We start from the raw sequence: 14,028 nt of genomic DNA, 5'->3' as shown, positions 1-14,028 counted from the left end.
AATTCCTCTAAAAGGAGCAGCCCATGGCTACCGTGAAAGTCGATATCAATAACTTCCAGTCGGAAGTCCTGGAATCCGCAGAACCCGTCGTCGTCGATTTCTGGGCTGAATGGTGCGGGCCGTGCAAAATGATTGCTCCGAGCCTCGAAGAAATCTCCGTCGAGATGGAAGGCAAGGTCAAGGTCGCCAAGCTGAATATCGATGAGAATCCGGAACTCGCCGCGCAGTTCGGCGTGCGCTCCATTCCGACGCTTGCAATCTTCAAAGGCGGCGAAGTTGCCGATATCTCGGTCGGCGCCAAGCCGAAGACCGCGCTTTCGAACTGGATTTCGAACGCTGCCTGATTGATTGATATCGCATTGATGAAAAAGCCCGGTCAAAGCCGGGCTTTTTCATTTATATTCTTTATTTCGGCGGCGTGCCGTTGTCGGAAAGCACGTCGCCGACGAGGTAGAGGGAACCGCCGACGAGGATGCGCGGCGGCAACGCCTGCGGATCGGTCACTGCTTTTATGGCTTCAAGCGCCTCGCCGACCGTCGACATCGGTTCGGCAACCAAACCGGCGTCATAGGCAGCATTCGACAAGATCACCGGGTCGATCATCGCATCGCTGCCGCGGATCGGCACGCAGAAAACCTTCTCGACCAGCCCGGCGAAGGCCTTGAAATAGCCGACCGGATCCTTGGTGTTGATCATGCCGATGATTAGGAACAGCGGCCGAGACTGGCGTTCCTCGAAATTGGCCATGGCTTCGGCGATCACTTCGCCGGCACCGGGATTATGCCCGCCATCGACCCAGATTTCGGCGCCGGCGGGCGCATGCTGCAACAGCCGGCCATCGCTCAGGCGCTGTAACCGGCCCGGCCATTCGACCGAATTCATCGCCTTTTCCATCATCGTCTCAGTGACGGTGAAGCCCGCGGCCTTGACGGCGCGAATGGCGGCAGCGGCATTGGCATATTGATGGCGGCCGGGAAGGCGCGGCAGCGGCAGGTCGGCAAGGCCGTATTCGTCCTGATAGACGAGCCGGCCATATTCCTCATGCGCCATGAAATCCTGCCCGAAAACGGCGCTCGGGCAATGCAGCCGCTCGGCCGTCGACATCAACACATCGAGCGCGGCATCATATTCCTGGTGGCCGATGACCACAGGCAATCCCGGCTTCATGATGCCGGCCTTTTCGGCTGCGATCAGCTCGACCCTGTCGCCGAGATAGGGCTGGTGATCGAGCGAGATCGGCATGATCACCGAAACAGCCGGATCGGATATGACATTGGTGGCATCGAAGCGGCCGCCGAGACCAACTTCGATGATGGCCGCATCGGCCGGCTGTTCGGAAAACAGAATGAAGGTGACCGCCGTCAGGATTTCGAAGACGGTAATGTGTTGACCGGCATTGGCTTCGGCAACACGGCGCACGGCATCGGCAAACACGGCATCATCGACGAGCTGCCCGCGTCCGCCCGCCACACCGATGCGATAACGCTCGTGCCAATTGACGAGATGTGGCGAGGTGTGAACATGGGCGCTGTAGCCGCCGGCCTCGAGCAAAGCGCGGCAGAAGGCGGTGACCGAGCCCTTGCCGTTGGTGCCGGCGACATGGATCACCGGCGGCAATTTCCGGTGCGGATTGCCGAGTTGATCGAGAAGACGGGTGATGCGATCAAGCGACAAGTCGAATCCCTTGGGATGCAATCCCATGAGTTTTTCGATCTCGTGCGCTGCCTCACTCACCGCGGTTTGGCCTCTGGGTATCAATTCGGCACCCCGCCTGCTTGTCGGTTATCAGGCGCTCGCCGCCAGAGCGATGGCGCCGCCATTCATGTCATTGGCCGCCGAGACGGGCTTCTTCGTCAGGATCTTCAGCAGGCGCGCCAGGGTTTCCGGAATATCGTGCCGCTTGACGACCATGTCGACCATACCATGTTCCAGCAGATATTCGGAGGTCTGGAAGCCCTCCGGCAGCTTTTCGCGCAGCGTCTGCTCAATGACGCGCTTGCCGGCAAAGCCGATTTCGGCGCCGGGCTCGGCCAGATGGATGTCTCCGAGCATGGCGTAGGAGGCGGTCACGCCACCCGTCGTCGGGTTGGTCAGCACGACGACATAGGGCTGGCCGGATTCCTTCAGCAGGTCGACGGCAACCGTCGTGCGCGGCAGCTGCATCAGCGAAAGAATGCCTTCCTGCATGCGCGCACCGCCGGAGGCGGGGAACATCACCAGCGGGCACTTTTCCAACGTCGCACGTTCGAACGCCTTGACGATCGCCTCGCCGGCGGCAATGCCGAGCGAACCGCCGATAAAGTTGAACTCGTGCACGACGGCGACGAGCTTCAGCCCTCGCACCTTCCCGAGACCGGCAAGGATCGTGTCCTCCTGTTCGGTCTTCACGCGGCTATCGCGCAGGCGATCGCTATATTTCTTGGAATCGCGGAACTTCAGCGGGTCCTGGGCGACCTTCGGCTGCGGCAGCGATTCATATTCGCCATTGTCGAAGAGATCGGCGAGACGCGCCTTGGCCGGCATCTTCATGTGATAACCGGATGCCGGAATGACCCATTTGTTGGATTCGAGATCTTTATGAAAGACCATCTCACCCGTTTCCGGGCACTTGATCCAGAGGTTCTCCGGCACTTCGCGACGGCCCAGCATGGAATTAATCCGCGGGCGAACGTAGTTGGTGATCCAGTTCAACTCGAATACTCCTGATTGACGAGTGCCAATGTGGGAAAACTATTCGGCAGCAACAAGGCGCGCCGAACGGGTTCCCGATGAGAGGCCGCGCACCAGCGTTGCGACCGCCTGAACCGTGTCGGCGGTCGCCTTGCCGTCCTTGGTCAGGCTGGTGGCGACCTGATTGACGATGGCGGTGCCGACGACGACGCCGTCGGCCGAGCCGCCGATGACCTTGGCATGTTCCGCCGTCTTGACGCCGAAGCCGACGCAGACGGGCAGCTCGGTATGCTGCTTGATGCGTTGGACGGCGCCCGAAACCAGCGACGGATCGGGCAGCGCCGAGCCGGTGATGCCGTTCATCGAGACGTAGTAGACGAAGCCGGAGGTGTTTTTCAGCACGGCGGGCAGGCGCTTCTCGTCGGTGGTCGGCGTTGCCAGGCGGATGAAGTTGATCCCCTTGCGGATCGCCGGAATGCAGAGCTCGTCATCCATCTCGGGCGGCAGGTCGACGACGATCAGCCCGTCGATACCGGCGGTCAGCGCGTCATCGAGGAATTTTTCGACGCCGTAGATGTAGATCGGATTGTAATAGCCCATCATCACGATCGGCGTCGCATCGTCGGTTTTGCGGAAGTCGGCAGCCAGCTGCAGCGTCTTCTTCAGCGTCTGGCCACCCTTCAGCGCACGCTGACCGGCCAGCTGGATCGCCGGACCGTCGGCCATCGGATCGGAAAAGGGCATGCCGAGTTCGATGATGTCGGACCCTGCCTCCGGCAGCGCCTTCATGATGCCGAGAGAGGTGTCGTAATCAGGATCGCCGCCCATGAAATAGGTCACGAGCGCCGGACGGCCATCGGCCTTCAGCTCGGCAAAGCGTTTGTCCATGCGTGCGGTCATGTCTTACAGTCCCATTCCCAGAATCTTGCCGACGGTGAAGATGTCCTTGTCGCCACGGCCGGAGAGGTTCATCAGGATGATCTCGTCCTTGCTCATCGTCGGCGCACGCTTGATCACCTCGGCAATCGCATGCGCGGCCTCGAGCGCCGGGATGATGCCTTCGAGGCGGGTCAGGGTCTGGAAGGCCTCAAGCGCTTCGTGGTCCATGATCGGCACATAATCGACCCTGCCGATATCGCTGAGCCACGAATGTTCCGGACCGATGCCGGGATAATCGAGACCGGCCGAAATCGAATGGCCTTCCTTGATCTGGCCATCGCCATCCTGCAGCAGATAGGTGCGGTTGCCGTGCAGGACGCCCGGCGAACCAGCGGTGATCGAGGCGCAATGTTCGTCGCCCTGCAGGCCCTTGCCGCCGGCTTCGACGCCGACGATCTTCACGGAGGGATCGTCGAGGAAGGGGTGGAAGATGCCGATCGCATTCGAGCCGCCGCCGACGGCAGCGACAACGAGATCCGGCAGACGGCCTTCGGCCGCCAGCATCTGCTCTTTCGCCTCCGCGCCGATCACCGACTGGAAATCGCGGACCATCTCCGGATAGGGATGCGGGCCGGCCGCCGTGCCGATGAGATAATAGGTGTCCTCGACATTGGTGACCCAGTCGCGCAGCGCCTCGTTCATGGCGTCCTTCAGCGTGCCACTGCCTGCCGTCACCGGTTTGACTTCCGCTCCAAGCAGCTTCATGCGGAAAACGTTCGGCGCCTGACGCTCGACGTCGGTTGCGCCCATGTAGACGACGCAGGGAAGTCCGAAGCGGGCGGCAACGGTGGCCGAGGCGACGCCGTGCTGGCCGGCGCCTGTTTCGGCGATGATGCGGGTCTTGCCCATGCGCTTGGCGAGCAGGATCTGGCCGATGCAGTTGTTGATCTTGTGCGAGCCGGTGTGGTTCAGCTCCTCGCGTTTGAAGTAAATCTTCGCGCCGCCGAGTTCGGCCGTCAGCCGCTCGGCAAAATAGAGCGGGCTGGGGCGGCCGATGTAGTGCGCGCCCAGATGCTTCAGTTCCGCCTGAAAGGCCGGATCGGTCTTCGCCTTGTTCCACTCGTCCTGCAGATCGAGGATCAGCGGCATCAACGTTTCGGCAACGAAACGACCGCCATAGATGCCGAAGCGGCCGTCTTCGTCAGGCCCGGAACGGAAGGAATTCGGTTTAGGCGTTTCGTTCACTCTCAACTCCCTGAGGCCATGATGGGCGCATCCGCCCCTTCGACCGCATCGAAAAATTCATCGATCATTGCGACGCTCTTGACGCCGGGTGCGCTTTCGACTCCCGAGGAGACGTCGATACCACGCGCCGTGGTGTTCGCCAGCGCATCGGCGACATTGTCCTTGTTCAGCCCGCCGGACAGCATGTAGTCGATGCTGCCATCGAGCCAGCTCAGGAGGCTCCAGTCGAAGGAAATACCGTTACCGCCGGGCAGTTCGGAACCCTTCGGCGCTTTCGCATCGAACAGGAAACGATCGGCGATGCCGATATAGGCTTCGACCCGCTTCAAATCGTCGGCGGTGCGCACCGAAAAAACTTTCATAACGGGCAGACCATAGAGTGCCTTGATGGTCAGCACGTGTTCGGGGCTTTCGTTGCCGTGAAGCTGCAGAATATCCGGCTTCAACAGCGAAACGATCTCATCCAACTCGTCATTGGTGGGATCAACGACGACAGCGACGATCTTCGCCTTGCCGCGCGCCGGTTCGGCAAGTTTTGCCGCCAGGTCCGGGTCGATATAGCGCGGGCTCTTTTCAAAGAAGATAAAACCGATATGGGTCGCGCCGCGTTTCAGCGCGCGATCGATCGCTTCCGGCGTCTTCAAGCCACAGATTTTGATATCCGGTTTCATGGCAGCGAAGTGACACGAAATGCAGTAAGAGTCGAGCCAATTTGCATGCAAAGCTGCATTTAAGGCGAGCTTCGATCAGTCGAAATCGATGGCGTGCAGCTGACTGCCGTGCCGCTTCAGCCAGGATTTCGCTACCTCCATGCCGGGGCAGAGCTTCTTGCACAGCGCCCAGAAGCGCGGCCCGTGGTTCATCTCCTTGAGATGGGCGACCTCATGAGCGGCAAGATAATCGATCACCGAAGGCGGCGCCATGACGATGCGCCAGGAGAAGCTCAGATTTCCCTCCGACGAGCAGGAGCCCCAGCGGCTGCGGGTATCCTTCATCGAGATCGAGCGGATCGGCGCCCGGATCGCCGCGGCATGCGCTGCCGCCAGCCGCTCGAGATCGGCGCGCGCCTCCTTCTTGAGAAAGGCCGCAATGCGCCGTCCGACATGTTCCGGCATGCCGCTGACGCGCAGTACTGGACTGCCGTCCACCGAGACCACCTCCGTCAAGCCACGCAGGCTGCCAGTATGGGCAATGCGATGGGAAACCCCGCGCAGGAGGATCTTGCCGCCGTCGCGCAGCCCGGTGTCGGTCGAAAACTTGGCAAGCTTGGTGAGCAGCCATCCCTGGTGCCGATCGAGGAAAGCATTGACCTCGCGCGCCGCAAGGCCTCTCGGCACCGTCATCTTCAAGGCGCGGCCGCCGGGCTCGATGCGCAGCGTGATGCGCGTTGCCCGGTCGTGCTGCTTGATGGTGAGAGGCATGAGCCGGCCAGCGACATCGAGCGTCCGCGTTTCGGGCGGAGCCGGCTTTCGCGCCTTTGGCCGTGTCTTCATAAGCGGAAACATGGGGTGTTTCTATACGATTCGCCGAGGAATCTAAACGATCCAGCGGGCCGCCCGGCATGGAAAAACCGGCATCGTGAAGATGCCGGTCATCAATTCATCGCTCGACCATTACGGCGTCTGAAATTCTGTGACCGGGCCGCCATTGTCGTCGCGCTTGGCATTCCTGCGCTCGCGCATGAAGCGGTCGAATTCTTCCTGGTCCTTGGCGCGGCGGAGTTCCCTCAGATAAGCGTCGAATTCCTCGCGCATTTCGTCGAGCTTGCGGCGCTCTTCCTCGATCCGGTCGAGCTCGGCCTTACGCCAGTCGTCGAAGGCGACGTTGCCGGTCGAGAAATGCGGGCGATGATGACCATGCGAACGGCGGCAGGAGGCAAAGAAGCCGTCGGTCGCCTGGTTGACGTCGCGCTTGAAGCCGCGCAGACGCTCGCCGAAGATGATATAGGCAAGCATGGCCAGACCCAGAGGCCAGAAAACCATGAAGCCGAGAATCATCAGGGCAATGGTAGCCGGAGTCCAATCCGGTCGAAGCAATGCTGACTGGTTCATCGTGCGGTATCCTCGCGTTCTGCGCCCGGCAAGATGCCGAACGCTGAAATCGATGTGGTTACCGCAAGAACCGCCTTCAAGACGATTGCCCGTTAAATCGGACAAGGCCTTGAATCCGCTTTTTTAATTCAGCTAATCCTGATTTAGGCCGTCCGTCCGCCCTTGATGACGCGCTGCACCGGCCGCTTGACCGCCGCACGCGAATGCTGGCGGACGAAATTGACGATGCGCGGCGCGATCTCACGGCGGAATCGCGAGCCGTTGAAAACGCCGTAATGGCCGACATCCGGCTGGAGATAGTGCATGCGCATATCTTCAGGAATGTTCACACAGATGGTCTGCGCCGCCTTGGTCTGGCCGACGCCCGAAATGTCGTCATTCTCACCTTCAACGGTCAGAAGCGCGACGTTGCGGACCGCCGCGGCATCGACGCGCTTGCCACGATGCATCAATTCGCCCTTCGGCAGCGAGTGCTTCATGAAGACCTGCTCGACCGTCTGCAGGTAGAATTCGGCCGTCAAATCCATCACCGCCAGATATTCGTCGTAGAAATCGCGATGTTTTTCCGGTTCGCCGTCGTTCTTCACGAGGTGCATGAAGAATTCCTTGTGAGCGACAAGGTGCCGGTCGAGGTTCATCGACATGAAGCCGGAAAGCTGGAGGAATCCGGGATAGACAGGCCGCATGAAACCCGGCTGCGGCCAGGGCACATTCATGATGACGTTATCGGAAAACCACTGCAGCGACCGTTCCTGGGCGAGCTTGTTGACCGCCGTCGGATTGATGCGCGTATCGATCGGGCCGCCCATCAGCGTCATCGAGGATGGCGAGAGCGGATCGTTGGCTTCCTCCATCACCGCGGCTGCGACCAGCACAGGGACGGAGGGCTGACAGACGGCGATCACATGCGTGTCGTGACCGAGGAAATGCAGCATCTCGATGACGTAGTCGACATAATCGTCGAAATCGAACGTGCCTTCCGTCATCGGCACCATGCGGGCGTCGATCCAGTCGGTGATGTAGACATCGGCGCTCGGCAGCAGCGCCTCGACGGTGCCGCGCAGCAGTGTGGCATAGTGGCCGGACATCGGCGCCACGATCAGGATGCGGGGATCGCTGGCGCGGCCGGGGGGAACGTTCCGGGCGAAATGCAGCAGATTGCAGAAGGAGCGCGACCAGACGACCTCTTCACGAACAGAAACCGTTCGATCATCGATCGTCGTCTGCTTCAAGCCGAATTCCGGCTTTCCGTAGCGGCGTGTCGTGCGTTCGAACATTTCTAGGCTTGCCGCCATCGTTCGGCCGAACGGAGTGTGCGAGAAGGGATTCAACGGATTGGCATAGGCAAATCGCATAATATCCGCCGCGGCGCGAAACGGCGCCATGGCGGCATGATTCAATTCATAAAGCTGATAAAACATAGAAGGCGCCACCTTTCTCTATCGAAAAGATGACGTCGACTGATAGACACCCATTCTTTCCGCACGCTGGCCCTAACGCAGACTAACAGGTTTTTGTTGCACAGCAACATGGACGTGCCGAACCTGCACAGGAAATGCCAGGGTGTTGATCCTTGGCATCACCATGGAACTGAAAGCTTAAGCTTCAGCGCAATTAGTGTCGTTAACGATCGGCGACGAAGCTCTGCTTCTGGCTGCCGAGACCTTCGATGCCGAGTTCGACAACGTCGCCGTCCCGGAGATAGCGCGGCGGCTTCATGCCCATGCCGACACCGGGCGGCGTGCCTGTCGAAATCACGTCGCCCGGATGCAGCGACATGAACTGGCTGAGATAGGAAACAATGTGGGCGACACCGTAGACCATCGTCTTCGAGGAGCCGTTCTGCATTGTCTGGCCGTTGACCTTCAACCACATGCCGAGGTTCTGCGGGTCGGCAATCTCGTCCTTGGTCACAAGCCAGGGGCCAATCGGTCCGAAGGTGTCGCAGGACTTGCCCTTGGTCCACTGGCCGGCGCGTTCCGTCTGGAAAGCACGTTCGGAAACGTCGTGCGACACGCAGTAACCGGCGACGTAGTCGAGCGCGTCGGCTTCGCTGACATATTTGGCCGTCTTGCCGATGACGACGCCAAGCTCGACTTCCCAATCGGTCTTTTCCGAGCCGCGCGGGATGAGAACGGTGTCGTTCGGGCCTGATATGGCCGACGTCGCCTTCATGAAAATCACCGGCTCCGGCGGCACGGTGGCGCCGGTTTCGGCAGCGTGGTCGGAGAAGTTGAGGCCGATGCAGATGAATTTGCCGGTGCCGGCAACGCAGGCGCCGATGCGGCCGGCAGCCAGTTCGGGAAGGCTCTTCGGGTCGATCGCCGCGATCTTTGCGAGGCCCGCCGGGGAGATTGCCTCGCCGCCGATATCGGCGACATGATCGGACAGATCGCGGATTTTACCATCGGCATCGAGAAGTGCCGGTTTTTCTCGACCTGCTTCGCCAACACGCATCAGCTTCATGGAATTCCTCCTCATCAAAACGAAAGTTACGATCACCTATGAACGAATTATTCATCGGTGTCATTACGGCTTCGCCGCGAAGCGGTACGGCTTCTAGAAAATTTCAGAAAAATCAGGACCGGCGGGAACGATCTTTGTCGGATTGAGGCTTTCCACCGAGTAATAGCCGCGCTTGATATGATCCAGATTGACGGTTTCGGCGATGCCCGGCCAATCGAGCATGCGACGGCAGAATGCGCGCAGATTGGCATAATCCGACAGTCGGCGCAGATTGCATTTGAAGATACCGTGATAGGCGGCATCGAAGCGCACCAGCGTCACGAAAAGACGGATATCGCTTTCCGTCGGATGATCGGCAAAGAGGAAAGGCCGGCCCTCGACCTGCGGTTCGACCCAGTCGAGGCAGGAGAAGACATCGGCGAAAGCTTCCTCGTAAGCGATTTGGGTGGTGGCGAAACCGGCGCGGTAGACGCCGTTGTTAAGCGCAGGATAGATGCGATCGTTGAAAGCATCGATCTCGGCGCGCCTCTCCGCGGGATAAAGATCGATCGAATGTTTTACCAGATTGCCGAAACCGCTGTTCAGCATGCGCAGAATATCGGCGGATTCATTGTTGACGATAGTCTGCGCCTGTTTGTCCCAAAGTACCGGGACGGTGGCCCGGCCGGTGAACTCCGGCGCCGCCCGCGTATAGATTTCATGCATATAAGTTGTGCCGTTGACGTGATCCTGCGTTGCACCGGGATAGTCTCCGAAGCGCCAGCCCTGCTTCGTCAGCACCGGTTCGACGACGGATACCGAGATGACCTCCTCCAGGCCCTTGAGCTTGCGGCCGATCAGGGTGCGTGAGGCCCAAGGGCAGATATAGGCGACATAGAGATGGTAACGGTCCGGCTCGGCTTTGAAGCCGCCCTCGCCCGTCGGTCCCGCGCTGCCATCCGGCGTCACCCAGTTTCGGAAGCTGGAGACCTGTCTGACGAAGCCGCCTTTTTCGTCTTTTGCCTGAACGGGCTGCCAGTCTTCCGTCCATTTTCCATTTACCAGCATGCGCGCCCTCCGTTCGATGTCAGCGAAGCAGTTCCTTATCCTGCTTCAGCGACGGCGTAAGGCCAGCTTTATGAAGACAGTCCGTCCACCCGACTGCGACGACGACACGCTTGCCAAGCTGGCGAGGCAGGAAATATGACTTTGCTGCAGTCCAAGATGAGACGGAGTTCGACATGCACCTCTCCAAGGCAACCGTGCGCACCGAGCATGCAAGCCGCTACCTGCAGCAGCTCTGCAAGCACTGGAGCCACAAGTTCAGCGTCGATTTCGATCCGCATAAGGGTCGGGTGCCGTTCAACGATAGCGCCGAAGTGACGTTCACTGCCGATGATGCGGGCCTGACCATGGTGCTTTCCGTTGCCGATCCAGCCCAGCAGGTAAGGATGCAGGGCGTTATCGACGATCACCTGAAGCGCTTCGCCTTCCGCGAGCAGCTCGACATCGTCTGGACGGACTGACCTCAACCCGATCCGAATTTATGTCCCCAACCCCGGAACAAGCATGACGAAGAGCAATAGCCGCGAATCCCAATATCCGATCGATCCGATGTTTCTCGATCGCTGGTCGCCGCGCGCCTTCACCGGCGAGGTCATCGAGGAGGCACAGCTTCTCAGCCTGCTCGACGCCGCCCACTGGGCGCCGTCTTCTTCCAACCAGCAGCCCTGGCGCTTCATCTATGCCCTGAAAGGTTCGGAACATTGGGAGAAATTCGTCGCATTGCTCGTCGATGCCAATCAGGAATGGGCGAAGAATGCGTCAGCGCTAATCTTCGTGGTGTCGCGCAGCTTCACCGGAGTTGCCGGTTCCGGCGAGGAAAAGCCAAGCTACACGCATTCCTTCGATGCCGGCGCTGCCTGGGGCCACCTGGCGCTGCAGGCGCGCCTTTCCGGTTTCTACGCCCATGGCATGGGCGGCATCAAACATGACGACATCATGAAGACCTTCGGCATTCCCGCGGGATACAGGGTCGAGGCGGGTGTTGCCGTCGGCCGCCTGGCCGATAAGAGCGTCCTTTCCGAACGCAATCAGGCGCGCGAATTCCCCAGCCAGCGCAAGCCGCTCTCCGAAGTTGCCTTCAACGGCGGTTTCGTCGCGAACTGAGTAAAACCGAAAAAAAAGGCCCCGCGGTTCGAGAACAGCGGGGCCTTATGCTGAGAACATCTGGATCAGATATCGAGGTTTGCGACGCTCAGCGCGTTGTCCTGGATGAATTCGCGCCGCGGCTCGACCTCGTCACCCATCAGGCGGGCGAACAAGCCGTCGGCATCGGTGGCGTCCGCGACCTTGACCTGCAGCAGCGAGCGGACGTTCGGATCGAGCGTCGTTTCCCAGAGCTGTTCGGCATTCATCTCGCCCAGCCCCTTGTAGCGCTGCATGGTAAGGCCCTTGCGGCCGCTGGCGAAAATGGCGTCAAGCAGGGCACGCGGCCCCGAAATCTCGATGTCGCCTTCGCGCCGATGCAGCGACGGCGGCGTCTGATAGATTTCCTTGAGTCGTGACGTCAGCTGATCGATGTGCCGGGCATCGGAAGAGCCGATCAGCGCCATGTCGAGCACGACGATTTCCTTGACGCCGCGGACCATGCGTTCAAGACGGAGGCCGCCATCGCTGGTCAGATCGCCCTGCCAGCCGCGTTCGGTTTCCTCGGCGATGATATCGAGACGGCTTGCGACTTCGCTTGCCAATGCCCGCGCCCTTGCAGCGTCGCTGACGAGTTCGGCGTTGAGCGCACCGGCAATCGCCGCCTGTTCGACAACAGCGCGATTGTAACGCGAATGCAGATTGTCGAGCAGAGCGCGCATGCGCAACGCGTCGAGAATGACCTCCCGCAGATCCTGGCCGGTGCGGACCTCGCCGCTGCCGAGCCTCAGGGCGGCATCCTCCAGACCCTGGCCAATCAGATATTCCTCGAGCGCCTTTTCGTCCTTCAGATACTGCACCGACTTGCCGCGCGCCACCTTATAGAGCGGCGGCTGGGCGATATAGAGATGGCCGCGCTCGATCAGCTCCGGCATCTGGCGGAAGAAGAAGGTGAGCAGCAGCGTGCGGATATGAGCGCCGTCGACATCGGCGTCCGTCATGATGATGATCTTGTGATAACGCAGCTTTTCGGCGTTGAACTCGTCCTTGCCGATGCCGGTGCCGAGCGCCGTGATCAAGGTACCGATTTCCTGGCTCGACAGCATCTTGTCGAAACGGGCGCGTTCGACGTTGAGGATCTTGCCGCGCAGCGGCAGGATCGCCTGGTTTTCGCGCGAACGGCCCTGCTTGGCCGAGCCGCCGGCGGAATCGCCCTCGACCAGGAAAACTTCGGATTTTGCCGGATCGCGCTCGGAGCAGTCGGCCAGCTTGCCCGGCAGCGAAGCAATATCGAGCGCGCCTTTGCGGCGGGTCAATTCGCGGGCCTTGCGGGCTGCCTCGCGTGCGGCTGCCGCCTCGACGACCTTGCCGACGAGGATCTTGGCTTCACTCGGATGCTCCTCGAACCAGGTGCTCAGTGCCTCGTTGACGAGACTTTCGACAACAGGACGGACTTCCGAGGAAACGAGCTTGTCCTTGGTCTGCGAGGAGAATTTCGGGTCGGGCACCTTGACCGACAGAACAGCCGTCAGACCTTCGCGGCAATCTTCGCCCTGCAGCGTCACCTTTTCCTTTTTGGTGATGCCGGAATTGTCGGCATAGGACACGACTTGGCGCGTCAAGGCCGCGCGGAAACCGGCCATATGCGTGCCGCCGTCGCGCTGGGGAATGTTGTTGGTGAAGCAGAGCACGTTCTCGTGGTAGCTGTCGTTCCACCACATCGCCACTTCGACGGTGATGCCGTCCTTTTCGCCGCGGATGGCGACCGGCTTGTCGACGAGGGGCTTCTTGGCACGGTCGAGATAGGCGACGAAGGCCTCTAGGCCGCCGTCATAGCGCATCTCTTCCTGCTTGATATCGGAATGACGCTTGTCGCTCAGCAGGATGCGTACGCCGGAATTCAGGAAGGCCAGTTCGCGCAGGCGATGCTCCAGCGTGCCGTAGTCGAATTCGGTCATGGTGAAGGTTTCGCTGCTCGGCATGAAGCTCACCTCCGTGCCGGTCGCATCCGGGGCGTCGCCGGTGACCTTCAGCGGCGCGTCGGCCACGCCATGGGTGAAGCTCATCTCATGGATCTTGCCATGGCGGCGGATCTTCAGCTTCAGCCAGACGGAAAGCGCGTTGACCACGGAAACGCCGACCCCGTGCAAACCGCCGGAAACCTTGTAGGAATTCTGGTCGAATTTGCCGCCGGCATGCAGCTGCGTCATGATCACTTCGGCCGCCGACACGCCTTCGCCGCTATGGATGTCGGTCGGGATGCCGCGGCCGTTATCGGTGACCGTCACCGAGCCATCCGGATTGAGGCTGACGGTGACGATGTCGGCGTGACCGGCCAACGCTTCGTCGATCGCGTTGTCGACGACTTCATAGACCATGTGGTGAAGGCCGGAGCCGTCGTCGGTATCGCCGATATACATGCCGGGGCGTTTGCGCACAGCATCGAGGCCCTTCAGGACCTTGATGGAATCTGCGCCATATTCGGTGCTTACGCCGTTTTCCGTCGCGGATGTATCGCTCATTCTGTCGAGATTTTCCCTGTTGTCGTAAAGCGGCGGCAGGCTTTGCGAATCACCGGCTTTCTTCACTC

At 60.4% G+C, this 14,028-nt stretch carries 14 protein-coding genes; 3 read left to right on the top strand and 11 right to left on the bottom strand.

From position 1 onward, the window contains the following. Positions 1-23 precede the first annotated feature (23 nt). Complete coding sequence (trxA, locus tag EFD56_RS07715) at positions 24-344, top strand: thioredoxin (RefSeq protein WP_004672616.1); 321 nt, start codon at positions 24-26, stop codon at positions 342-344. 61 nt (positions 345-405) lie between these two features. Here trxA and EFD56_RS07710 read toward each other — a convergent pair whose 3' ends face one another. The 10 genes from EFD56_RS07710 to EFD56_RS07665 form a co-directional block, all read right to left on the bottom strand. Next, positions 406-1,758 (bottom strand): bifunctional folylpolyglutamate synthase/dihydrofolate synthase, encoded by a 1,353-nt coding sequence (locus EFD56_RS07710; RefSeq protein ID WP_170965665.1) that lies wholly within the window; start codon positions 1,756-1,758, stop codon positions 406-408. Positions 1,759-1,785: 27 nt separating this feature from the next. Next, positions 1,786-2,691 (bottom strand): acetyl-CoA carboxylase, carboxyltransferase subunit beta, encoded by a 906-nt coding sequence (gene accD, locus EFD56_RS07705; protein ID WP_010007140.1) that lies wholly within the window; start codon positions 2,689-2,691, stop codon positions 1,786-1,788. A gap of 39 nt (positions 2,692-2,730) precedes the next feature. Further along, a complete protein-coding gene (trpA, locus tag EFD56_RS07700; protein ID WP_037115875.1) occupies positions 2,731-3,570 on the bottom strand; it encodes a tryptophan synthase subunit alpha in 840 nt (279 codons plus the stop codon). A gap of 3 nt (positions 3,571-3,573) precedes the next feature. Beyond that, positions 3,574-4,794 carry a tryptophan synthase subunit beta gene (trpB, locus tag EFD56_RS07695; RefSeq protein WP_064817144.1) on the bottom strand — a complete coding sequence of 407 codons (1,221 nt, stop codon included), beginning with the start codon at positions 4,792-4,794 and terminating at the stop codon, positions 3,574-3,576. Between the two features lie 2 nt (positions 4,795-4,796). Continuing rightward, positions 4,797-5,465 carry a phosphoribosylanthranilate isomerase gene (locus EFD56_RS07690; protein ID WP_126905009.1) on the bottom strand — a complete coding sequence of 223 codons (669 nt, stop codon included), beginning with the start codon at positions 5,463-5,465 and terminating at the stop codon, positions 4,797-4,799. 75 nt (positions 5,466-5,540) lie between these two features. After that, positions 5,541-6,299, bottom strand: coding sequence for a M48 family metallopeptidase (locus EFD56_RS07685; RefSeq protein WP_085741457.1), 759 nt, complete (start codon positions 6,297-6,299; stop codon positions 5,541-5,543). Positions 6,300-6,407: 108 nt separating this feature from the next. Further along, positions 6,408-6,845: a DUF2852 domain-containing protein gene (locus EFD56_RS07680; protein ID WP_010003512.1), complete on the bottom strand. Its 438-nt coding sequence runs from the start codon at positions 6,843-6,845 to the stop codon at positions 6,408-6,410. A 143-nt stretch (positions 6,846-6,988) separates the two neighbouring features. Next, a complete protein-coding gene (locus tag EFD56_RS07675) occupies positions 6,989-8,266 on the bottom strand; it encodes a polyhydroxyalkanoate depolymerase (protein ID WP_037142413.1) in 1,278 nt (425 codons plus the stop codon). 202 nt (positions 8,267-8,468) lie between these two features. After that, positions 8,469-9,311, bottom strand: a complete 843-nt coding sequence (locus EFD56_RS07670; RefSeq protein WP_085741456.1) for a fumarylacetoacetate hydrolase family protein — start codon at positions 9,309-9,311, stop codon at positions 8,469-8,471. 93 nt (positions 9,312-9,404) lie between these two features. Continuing rightward, entirely contained in the window at positions 9,405-10,358 is a 954-nt protein-coding gene (locus EFD56_RS07665) for a glutathione S-transferase family protein (protein WP_126905008.1), read from the bottom strand. A 173-nt stretch (positions 10,359-10,531) separates the two neighbouring features. Between EFD56_RS07665 and EFD56_RS07660 the strand changes: the two genes are divergently transcribed. Together EFD56_RS07660 and EFD56_RS07655 are read left to right on the top strand one after the other, a co-directional pair. Beyond that, complete coding sequence (locus EFD56_RS07660) at positions 10,532-10,816, top strand: DUF2218 domain-containing protein (RefSeq protein ID WP_009998466.1); 285 nt, start codon at positions 10,532-10,534, stop codon at positions 10,814-10,816. Positions 10,817-10,859: 43 nt separating this feature from the next. Further along, positions 10,860-11,459: a nitroreductase family protein gene (locus EFD56_RS07655; RefSeq protein WP_037142386.1), complete on the top strand. Its 600-nt coding sequence runs from the start codon at positions 10,860-10,862 to the stop codon at positions 11,457-11,459. Positions 11,460-11,524: 65 nt separating this feature from the next. On the opposite strand, the gene gyrB is transcribed toward EFD56_RS07655, so the two are convergent. Continuing rightward, the gene (gene gyrB / locus EFD56_RS07650) at positions 11,525-13,960 is read right to left on the bottom strand and encodes a DNA topoisomerase (ATP-hydrolyzing) subunit B (RefSeq protein WP_004675176.1); all 2,436 of its coding nucleotides are present in this window, start codon (positions 13,958-13,960) and stop codon (positions 11,525-11,527) included. Positions 13,961-14,028 lie beyond the last annotated feature (68 nt).

Origin of the sequence: Rhizobium phaseoli, from assembly GCF_003985125.1 — a bacterium.
Taxonomy (GTDB): domain Bacteria; phylum Pseudomonadota; class Alphaproteobacteria; order Rhizobiales; family Rhizobiaceae; genus Rhizobium; species Rhizobium phaseoli.
Note: the sequence above shows the minus strand (reverse complement) of the source record. Positions and strands in the feature narration are given on the sequence as shown.